Source organism: Mycoplasma leonicaptivi ATCC 49890, from assembly GCF_000622205.1.
GTDB lineage: Bacteria > Bacillota_I > Bacilli_A > Mycoplasmatales > Metamycoplasmataceae > Mycoplasmopsis > Mycoplasmopsis leonicaptivi.
Genome location: NZ_JHWE01000028.1, coordinates 1 through 11,035, shown reverse-complemented (window position 1 = coordinate 11,035; position 11,035 = coordinate 1). Strand labels below are relative to the sequence as shown.

Genomic DNA, 11,035 nt, shown 5'->3' with positions numbered 1-11,035 from the left:
ATAAAAAATTAGTTGATAAAATTAATGGAAAAATTTCAATGTCTAGAGTTGGTAATTCCTTAGATAATAGAGAAGTTGAATATTTCTTTTCGATATTAAAAACAGAATGTTTATATTTAAACAAAATAAAGGAAATGACTTTTAAAGAATTAAAATCATTAATTGAATCGTTTATTGTAAAATATAATAATGAAAGATTTCAATCAAATCTTAATTGAAAAACACCTCAAGAAACTTGAAGTGCTTTAAAATTATAATTGTTTCAAATCTGTGTCCCTGTTTAAGTTGAATTTTTAAGCATATCTTGTTTGAATTTTTCTGTTGATTACAACCTCTTTTAATTTATCAAGAGTAGGCAATAAAACATATAAAAATGTTGCATAAATTGGAATCGAAATAAGAGATCTTAAAATTATTGGGATCATTACTATAATATATCTATCAGAAAGATTATAACCTCTTCCTAAATATCTATTTGCATACATTATAAATGCAAAAGGACCTCAAATTCAACGTGCAAGCACAATTAAAGAAACTGTTAAAAAATAAGCTAATATGAAGTAAGAAATATTTTTTTTGAATTTTTCATTTTTGGATACAAAATAAAAAATACCAAAAACATTAAATGTAATTAAGATTAAAAAACTTAGTACAAGTAAAACTATAAAAGCACTTAAACTTAGTGAACTTAAACCAAATGTTTTTGAAATTTTTATTCCTTGTTCAATGTTTTCTTGCGATAGAAAAACATATAATAATACACCAAAAACAGCAAATAGAAAAATATCCATAAAAATAAGTGTTATCTTAGTTTGTTTTTTAAACGCTTCAATAGTAATTGCTATTAAAAATGTAGCAACAATAGGTACAATTGCATATGCTTCATGATAAAAAGCAATTCTTCCAGCAAATAATAAATTGAAAAAATCTGCCATGAAAGATAAAAATGTACCTTTTCATTTTCCAAAAAAATAAGCAAAAATTACATAAAAAACATATTCAAAATCTAGTTTTGCTAATCTTAGTGCAGTAAAATTATTAACAATACCAACAATTAAAAATAATGAAAATAAAATCCCTGCTAATGAAATATCATAAACACTAAATAAAACTTCTTTTCTTTTTAAAGATAATTTTAAATTAGATATCAAGTTGTTTTCTTCTTCAAATAATGATTCTATAAATAAAAAGCGATAAATAAAACCAAATAAAAAGTCAAAACAACTTAATAAAAGTATTTTTTTAACTAAAAACTTTTTGTTTTCGTTTTTAATTAAATCTATTTCAAATTTTCATTGTAAATATTCATTTATAGATGTAAAAAGACAAAATCCAAATGCTGTTATAAGTAATACAATGAATGAACCTAAACTAAACTTTCAAATCGCTGTATTTAAGTTTAAATTATTTTGATTCATATTAAATAAAAATACAACAAAAAATAAAATTAATATTATAAAAAATAGTTTTGAAAATAAATTTAAATAAAAGTTCTTCTTAAATGTCTTTATATATTCTTTTTTTTCCACCGTCTCTGTAATCATGTTTTAATTTTATCACACTTATGAAAAAATCTGTGTTTTAAGTTGTTCTAAATCATTGCTAAAAATTTTATCTTTTTCTTTTTTTCTGATATATACTAATTTAAGTGATGGATCATCACTTAAAAATATTAATTTAATTTTGTCTAAAATATCAAGTTCAGATAAAGCAGAGATGTTATATTCTGTCATTTGAGATGCATGTTTCATAAATAAATCATAGTTCATCTTAAAATAAACATTATTAACTACTGAAATATTTAATGTATCGTTTTCATTAAATAAATCTCAAGTTTTTTCTGTTTTATATTCTTTTCTTGCTTCCATAAATATAATTTCATCACCTATTGTTAATACAGGTAAAACATATTTAACTTCTCTTTCAATAAATTTAGATAATCCTTTTTGTAATTTATCACTTAATTGATAAATTTTAAATAAATTTTGATTTTCCATTTTTCTCCTTCACTTTTTTATTAAACAAGTGAAATATTTTGAAAATAAAAAAAACAAAAAGAAAAAAACTTTTGAATTTTTTCAAAAGTTTTTATTTTTTACCAAGCATACTAAACATATTTTTTTTGTAAACTTCAACACCAGGTTGGTTAAATGGATTAACACCAAGTAAGTAAGCACTCATTGTTAAAGCTCTTTCAAAGAAAATAAATAATGCTCCAAGAGTTTCTTCATTAAATTTATCTAATAAAAGATGAATGTTTGGAACGCCACCAGTTTTTGTATGGGCTTCCATTGTTGCTTCAAAAGCAACATTGTTAACTGTGTGTAAATCTTTTCCATCTAAATAATTTAATTTATCATAATCAATTTCAAAAGATTTAAATTGAATATTATCAGCAGGATTTTTTAATGTTAAAACAGTTTCAAATAATATTTTTGTACCTTCTTGAATCATTTGTCCTAATGAGTGTAAGTCAGTTGAAAAAATTGAACTTGTTGGCCAAATACCTTTTCCATCTTTTCCTTCTGATTCACCAAATAGTTGTTTTCACCATTCAATAAAATATTGTAATTTTGGTTCGTAAGCAACCATCATTTCAATTTTAAAATCTTCTTTATTATTTAAGTGGAATCTTGTTGCAGCATATTGGTAAGCAGGATTTTCTGATAATCTATCTGAAACAAGTTCTAAGTTTGTTTCTTTTGCTCCTAATAAAACTTTTTCTGCATCAATCCCTGCACACATAAATGGAAATAATCCAACTGGTGTTAAAACAGAAAAACGACCACCTATATCATCTGGAATAATAAATTTTTCATATCCTTTTTGTGTAGCAAGTTCAAATAAAACCCCTCTGCTTTTATCTGTAGTTGCAACAACTAAATCTGCTGCATTTTCTCCTTCTTTTTCTTCAAGAAGGTTTCTAAATTCTCTAAAAGCAATTGAAGGTTCTAATGTTGTTCCAGATTTTGAAATAACATTAATAGCAAACTTTTTATCTTTAACATAATTTAATTTAGCAACAAGTGTTTCGGCAGAAATATCATTTCCAGCAAAAACTAATTCCATTTGTGGTTTTTTAATTGAATAAGGTCCATAAATAAAATCATATCCTGATTTTGCGCCTAAATAAGAACCACCAATTCCAATTACGACAACAACTTCTACATTTGCTTGTTTTCATTGATTTGCTTTTTTTTGCATTCTTTGAAATTCATCTTTATCGTAATTACTTGGTAAGTTATATCAACCTAATCAATCTTTTTCAGCAACGTTTTTTGTTAAAACATTATTGTGAATTTCAGTAATTTTATTTTGTAAATATTCAAGATTTTTTAAACCTTTTGGTAAGGCATTCTTAATATTTAATTCTAAATATTTCATATTTTTCCCCTTGGTATTTTCACTTTATATAAACACTTAAAGTGTTTATAATAAACGTATTTTTTTATTATTAATAAAATATATTTTACATTACTAAGTAAAAATATAAAATCTTAATTTATTTTTATTATCATTATTTTAAAAAATTTATATTAGTCAAATTTTAAATTAAATTTTAATAGTTGCTTCATTAAAACTTTCAAAATTTGTTTCTTTGTTATTTATAATTAATTTAATAAATTGATATTCTTTTTCTTTTGCAAGATTATTTAAATCAATTGATATTTCATTTATATCTTTATTATATGAATAATTGTTAATTTTTACTATATTTCAATAGTTTTCAGCATTTGTATTTTGAGGTTTTTCATAGTATATAAAAGTTAAATTATTATTTAATGTATTCAAAATATCTGAATTATTAAATTGGAAAATAACTTTAAAATCTTTGTCAGAATTTTTTTGTATTTCTATTTTTGCAATATTTAATTCATTTTTAATTTCTTGTTTTTTAAAAACAGTATTTTTTACAATTATTGCAGCAATATTACTTGCTATACCTAATCAAGAAAATATTCCAATGATTATTCATATCTTTTTTCTTTTCATATTTAAAAATTATAAATTATATTTTATTTTGAAAACATATTTATTTTACAAATAAATTATTTTTAAACTCTTAATATTTTGCATTTAATTTTTTATTAAATTGTCTTTTTTTATTAAAGTATTAAAAATGTTTTTTTATTATGTTTCTAAAAAGTATTAAAAATTTAATAATAAATTAGAAATATTAAACTTTTTTATGATAAATATTTTGAATTGTAATTTTTGTATTTTAAAACTAAAAATATATAATTTAATAAATTGAAAAAAAGGAGAAAAATTGAAAATAAAAAAATTAATAAAGTTTACTTTGCTTTCAGCAAGTACACTTGTTTTTGCTTCAAATATAAGCGCAATTGAATCTAATGTTTCACCAGAAACAACAAATTCACAAACATATAATATTTTTCCATATGTTCACAAAATTGAATATTTGAATAATAGCTATTTAATCACAAATAATATAAATATTGTTATTGAAGATTCAGTTGATTTTGAAACATTAACAAGAATTAAAGAAATTTCAAAAAAACAAAATATAGAATTTACAACCACTAGAAGAGTTCAAGAAGGTAAAACAAATATTTTAATCGGAATCCTTGATGATAAGGATGAACTAGTTGATAATTACGCTAAAAATAACAATATCAACTTTTCAGATGAATTAAAAAATAAAAATGATAGTTATATAATTCATAATAATGATAATAAAATAGTTATTCTTGCTAAAAATCAGCAAGCAAGTTTTTATGCTGTTAATACTTTATACAATGTTTTAAATCAATTACAAGATAAAAGTATTCAAAACTTTAAAATTGAAGATTATTCTGATTTATCAATTAGAGGTATTTTTTCAAATAATAAATCACTTAATTGATCGAAAAGTAATATTTTAGATTTCTTAAAATGAAGCAGTCTTTATAAACTAAATACATTTTTTTATGCAAATAATAATGTAAAACAAAATAACCAATGAAAAGAATTATATTCTGACAATGAAATTATAGAATTACAAGAATATATTTTAGAAGCACAAAAAAATAAAATTGATTTTGTTTATACAATAGATCCATTTAATGAAAACGCAATTACAAATGATACTTATGCACAAGATTTAGAGTTATTAAAAAGTAAATTTTTACAACTAATTAAATTAGGTGTTAAAAACTTTTCATTATCAAACGATAAATCATTAAACAATAGTGAAGAGTTGCAACTGTTAAATAAAGATAAAAAAAATCAATTAATTAATGATTTAAATAGTTGATTAAAAGAACAAAACACACAAATTAGTTTATTTTATGTATTAAACGAAAATGAATTAGAAAGTCTTTCAGGTATAAATCCAAATATTGCACAAGAAATAAAATTAATTGTAAACTTAGATTCTTCAACAAATGTATCAAATGAAAAAATTGTTCAGTTAAAATCAAATATACAAAATAATTTAGTTTTTTTAGTAAATTGACCAGATAATTTTGATTCAAAAGATCAACTTATTTTAGGTGGATATAAAGAACTTTTACCTAAAAATATTTCTAATAATGCTTTTGATGGGTTATTACTTAATCCAATGAGTTTTGCTAATGCTTCAAGAATTGCTGTTTTTGGTGCACTTAGTTACTCTTGAAATTTATGAAATGATGATAATACTATTAACAATATTTGAAATAATAGTTTTAATTATTCTTGAAATGGACTATTTTACAACACACCAGAAGTAGATGCTCTAACAAATCTTGCAAAGCATATGATTTCTAAAAAAATCAATGTTTCACATAAATTACAAGAATCGATTGAATTAAAACCAAAACTTGATGAACTAAAGAAAAAATTATCAAATAAAAGTTTTACAATAAATGATTTAAATCTAATTGAAGAGGAATTTGAACAATTAAATAATTATTCAAATATTGTTTTAAGAAGTACATCTAATTTTAATTTTAAACAAGAAATTCAACCTTGAATTGAATCCTTTAAAGATTTATCAAGTGGTGTTGTATTATTGATGCAAGCATTAAAAGAATATAAGAAAAATAATAATATTGAATTTGCTCAATTGTATAATAGTGCAATATCTGAAATAAACAATTCAAAACAACATAAATTTTTATATAAAAATCAAGAAATCAATCCTGAAATTGGAGTTTTACACATTCAACCCTTTGTAGAAGAAGTTTTAGATTTTGCAACACAAATTTCTAGTGAATTGTTTGATACTTCAAATAAAGATTATGGAACTACTATAACTAATTTAAATTCACTTATTAGTGCTAAAAGAGATGTAACTAGTTTATCTAATAAAGACGAAGAAATTTATAATCAATCACATCAAAGAACTCAAAATTTATTAAAAGCTGGTGATTGATATGGTGTTTCTTTAAACAGACCAACTCTTTTAAAATCAATTTATATTCAAATGGGTTCATTAAGTGATCATTTTATAGAATCCAAATTAGAATATAAAGTTTATGGTTCTGATGAATGACACACAATTACTGGACAAGATAGTATAAATAAACCAAGAAATGATATTCAACCTATTGAAGTAACTAACTTAAATATCGAAAATGTAACAGCAGTTAGAATTTATAATAAAACAGACCAAAGCGAAAGAGCATGATTTAGAATATCTAATTTTGTTATTAATCACAAAGAACAAAATTCATCAGAAAAATGAATAAATGTTACTTATGATCAAACAAATACTACTATGACAAATGCTGGTGGTGATCAAAAACACTTATCAGATGAAAATCCGACAACTGAATTTTGATTAAAAAATAACAGTAATAGTAACGATAGCAATAGAGATAGCATCGATATTGATAAAACATTTGGTTTTAGACTTGAAAATAAACAAGAAGTTACCAAAATTTTAGTTGAACAAGGTTGAACAAAAGAAAGTGATATTTTAAAAAGTTTTATTATTGAATATAAAGATGATGCTGGAAATTGAAAACAATTTGGTTCAAAAGTACTTAGTGGTTTAAAAAGTCAAACAGTAGTAGGTAATGCAATTGCTCAAGAATTTAGAATTGTAAACAAACAACATGTACCAAATTGATGAAGATTAGGAACTATTAAAGTAGCAGGATATAATCCTGTTGAAAATCCTAAATTTAATATATTTGCAAATAATGTTGAAACTGACAGAGGATCATTACATTATGTATTAAGAAAAAATAATCAAAGAACTGTTTTATTAAGAGATAAACAAACTACTTCTGGTTACTTTAAAAAAGATACTGCTATTGATATTGATTTTTCTAAATCAATGTTTATAGATAGTATTAAAATTTTACAAGATGATACAAACAATAAATTAAACAATATTATTATTAAAGGTAAAAAGAATAAAGATGATTATGAAATATTAGACACTGTTGAGCTAAATAATTTAAATTCAATTATTTCTATTGCAAAAGATAAATCAAAATATATTGGAATAAGAATCGAAAATAATTCTGATGTTAACAATTTATGAAGTCTTAAACAAATAGAAATTAAAGAAAGACACCTCCCTGATGAAAGATATTTATATGCTAATCAAAACAATACTGGTTTAGTTACAACACATCAAGGAAACGAATTTTCATTATTTAACAAAGAAAACTCTGAGCAACTAAAAGAATTTAATCTAAATAAAGGTGAATCTATTGGTCTTGACTTAAAGGATATTTATACTGTTTCAAAAATATCTGCAAACTTTACTAAAACACAAGGCATATCTCTTTTATATTCATCAAATGGTTATATATGGAATACTATTGAAGATTTTGAAAATTTAGATCATAACATTAATTTAAGATATCTACTTTTTACTAATCAATCTGAAGAAAGCAAAACATTACCATTTAAGGATTTAATTGTTACAACAACTAATAAAATTGAACTTGGTAAGCTTGTTGATAGCAATATAGGTATTGTTGAAAATAAAAATGATGATAGAAATTCGCTTAAAGAATTTGATGGTGATTTTACCACCTTTGCTAAATTTAGCGCAACACCAAAAACTAATCAATTTATTACATATGATTTAGGTAAAGAGATAGAATTAAATTCATTAAGTATTTTATCTAATGCAAATACATCTGATTATCCAAAAGATTTAGATGTTTATGTTTCTAATCAAAATTCAGATGATATTAATAATTGAACAAAAGTTTTAACAATTGGTGATGATCAAATTGATACAGATGCGGACTTAAATCTTAGTCAAACTGAAAAAGGACAAATATATTATAATAACCCTAATATTAAATATTGATCTAATAATGATTTACCAACAAATTTAAAAGCAAGATTTATAAAATTAGTTATTAAAGCAGATTATCCACAAGATAAAAGTTTGATTATAAACGAAATAATTTTAAATCAAGGTAGATATATAAGTACAAACCAAGACCCAAGATTTGAAGGTCAAAATTATGAAGAAGTTTCAAAAGATCATACACCTGAAAAACTTTTAGATAAAGATATATCAACATTTTATCAACCAGCTAATACAAATGGTTTACTAAAATATTTCATAACAAAAGAAGAATACGCAAATAAAGATGTTAGATTTTACACAAAAGGACTAAATTCACAAGCAAATGTTAGAGTTTTAATGTATGATGAAAAAACAAGTGAAACTAAAAAAGTGGAACTTGGTACATTATCTTATAATTTAATGGATTTCAGAATTAATTATCCTAATACTGATGCAAAAATTTTAGGATTTGAAATTGAATGAAAATCTATAATACCTTCTATTATCGAAATTTTACCTCTTGATAAAGCAGAAAGTCAAACAGAAACAGATACTTCAAAACTACAAGAACTTGTTAATACAAAACCGGCAAAACTTTCAAGATTTACAGCAAAGGCAAAAAATGAATATGAAAGTTTACTAGAAACTATACAAAATGTCTTAAAATCACCAAATGTTAAACAATACACAATAGACTTACTAAAAAATTCCTTAGAAGAATTTTTAATAAATCCTGAATTAAGAGTTGATATTTCACAATTGAAAAAAATCCTTGTTGAAAGATTAAATAACTCTGAAAACTGATTTACAAATGAAAGTTATGCAGTTTATGCAAAAACTATCTTAAAAATAGAAGAATCACTTAAAGATTTTGAAAATATGACAAATAGTGATATTAATGCTTTATTAGATGAACATGAAAAATCTTTAAATCAACTTCAAATTTCTAATTACAATAGACAACAAACAGAATTAAACGTTAAAGAATTTAAAAAGTTAAATAATTATGAGTACGAAACACAAGGATTTAATGATTTACAAAAATATGTTTTATATATGGAAGAAAAACTTGCTGATTCAAAAACTGCTCCATACCAATTTTGACTTTTAAACTCTGAATATGATGAATTATTTAAAAAATTAGTTAAGTCTCCAAAAGGTGAAATTTTAGCACAATACAAAGATTTTAGAGATAATAGTGCATATAATTTTGTTGATAATAATGAAACAAAATGAGCTGATGAATCTCAAAAAATAGTTGAAAAAATTAATGCTCAAAACACAATAATTAATTCACCAGAATCATCAATCGAAGAAATAAAACAAGCTTTAGATGAACTAAAAAATATTACAAATCAAGCACAAGAGACAAAAACGCAAGATTTAGATAAATTAAAATCTTTAACAGTTGAAAAAATAACAAATGATTCAAATATTTACACAAATGACTCATTTGCAGAATATAATCAAAAAATAGATTTACTTAACGAAAAATTAAATAATATTTCTAATTTAAATAAACAAGAGATTGATCAATTAATTCGAGAAGTAAACAGTGCAAAATCCTCACTTGTAATCCCACAAGATAAGGTACAAAGTGCTAAAGAAAATGCACAAGGATTATTAAAAAATATTTCAAACCCTGATTTATATAATCAAAAACTTGAAAGTGCTAAAAATCCATCCGAAGTAAACCAAATCATTAATGAAATAAATCATGAAATTGCTCTTAAAAAAGTTGCTGATTTTAATCAAAATCTTGACAAAATCAAGCAAGAAATTGATAAAGTACAAGATGAATATTTAAAACAAAAACTTTTAAATGATCTAAATAATACTGCTAATCTTGAAAAACTTTTAGAATTACAAAAAGAAGTGAATAATAATCAATCAAAAAATAAACTATTTTTTGATAAAAAACAAGAATTACTTGAAAAATTAAAACTGATTAAAAATGTTGATGTAAGCGACAAAGTATTACAAGAAATAAATAATGCAACATATATTAGTCAACTTGAAAACTTATCTAATACAATAGATAAAATAATTACTACTCAACAAAATCCAAATGAATTACCAAATGAAGAACCAAGTGAATCTTCTAATGAATTAAACACTAAAAAAGATGAATTAAAAACTCGTGTAAATCATATAAAAGATACTTCAATTAAAAATGATTTAGTATCAAAAATTGATAATGCAAATTCTATTGAAGAAATAAACAGCATACAAAATGAAATAGAAACACACATAACAAAACAGCAAGAAACTAATTCTCAAAAAAGTGATCAAATAAATAGCAAAGAAAATAAAACTTCTAATATAGCAACCATTTTAGGAAGTGTATTTGGAGTACTTGGAATTTTAGGGATTTTTGGGTTAGGGTTAATGTTTGGAAAAAAGAAAAAACAAAAATAAATTAATAAAAAAATCTGTCCCATGTTTCCCAGTTGACAAAGGTAAAAAAACTTTTAGCACTATAATACAGTGTTAAAAGTTTTTAAATATAAAATTTACTTGTTACTTTTTATGTATTTATAGTAATCATTATAAATACTTCAAGAAATATTCGATAATTCATTCTCTGATTTAAATTTTTGAATATTTGTTTTTGTAAAATTGTTTTCTTCAACTATGTATTTCATATTTCTAAAAACATCAACCATACTATCATCAGTTATTTTTTGAACAACTCCATTGTTTTTGTAAAATTCTTTGATTTTGTATGAAAGATATCTAAAAATAAATAATGTTAAGAAAGAAAATAAAATATAACCTTCAATGTGATTA

7 protein-coding genes are annotated in these 11,035 nt (G+C 22.5%); 2 read left to right on the top strand and 5 right to left on the bottom strand.

Going from position 1 to position 11,035, the window contains the following annotated elements:
• Positions 1-257 (top strand): integrase core domain-containing protein (locus BU00_RS0102115; RefSeq protein ID WP_027121295.1); only part of this gene is annotated, 257 nt, incomplete at its 5' end.
• Between the two features lie 36 nt (positions 258-293).
• Here the strand turns inward: BU00_RS0102115 and BU00_RS0102110 are convergent.
• The 4 genes from BU00_RS0102110 to BU00_RS0102095 form a co-directional block, all read right to left on the bottom strand.
• Positions 294-1,418, bottom strand: a complete 1,125-nt coding sequence (locus BU00_RS0102110) for an ECF transporter S component (RefSeq protein ID WP_156926423.1) — start codon at positions 1,416-1,418, stop codon at positions 294-296.
• A 144-nt stretch (positions 1,419-1,562) separates the two neighbouring features.
• Positions 1,563-1,997, bottom strand: coding sequence for a hypothetical protein (locus BU00_RS0102105; protein ID WP_027121293.1), 435 nt, complete (start codon positions 1,995-1,997; stop codon positions 1,563-1,565).
• Between the two features lie 91 nt (positions 1,998-2,088).
• Entirely contained in the window at positions 2,089-3,384 is a 1,296-nt protein-coding gene (locus BU00_RS0102100; RefSeq protein WP_027121292.1) for a glucose-6-phosphate isomerase, read from the bottom strand.
• 168 nt (positions 3,385-3,552) lie between these two features.
• The gene (locus tag BU00_RS0102095) at positions 3,553-3,993 is read right to left on the bottom strand and encodes a hypothetical protein (RefSeq protein WP_027121291.1); all 441 of its coding nucleotides are present in this window, start codon (positions 3,991-3,993) and stop codon (positions 3,553-3,555) included.
• Between the two features lie 277 nt (positions 3,994-4,270).
• On the opposite strand from BU00_RS0102095, the gene BU00_RS0102090 reads away from it, so the two are divergent.
• Positions 4,271-10,663, top strand: coding sequence for a beta-N-acetylglucosaminidase domain-containing protein (locus BU00_RS0102090; protein WP_027121290.1), 6,393 nt, complete (start codon positions 4,271-4,273; stop codon positions 10,661-10,663).
• A 95-nt stretch (positions 10,664-10,758) separates the two neighbouring features.
• Here BU00_RS0102090 and BU00_RS05225 read toward each other — a convergent pair.
• Positions 10,759-11,035, bottom strand: a 277-nt coding sequence (locus tag BU00_RS05225) for a hypothetical protein (RefSeq protein WP_036458915.1), incomplete at its 5' end; no start/stop codon positions are given.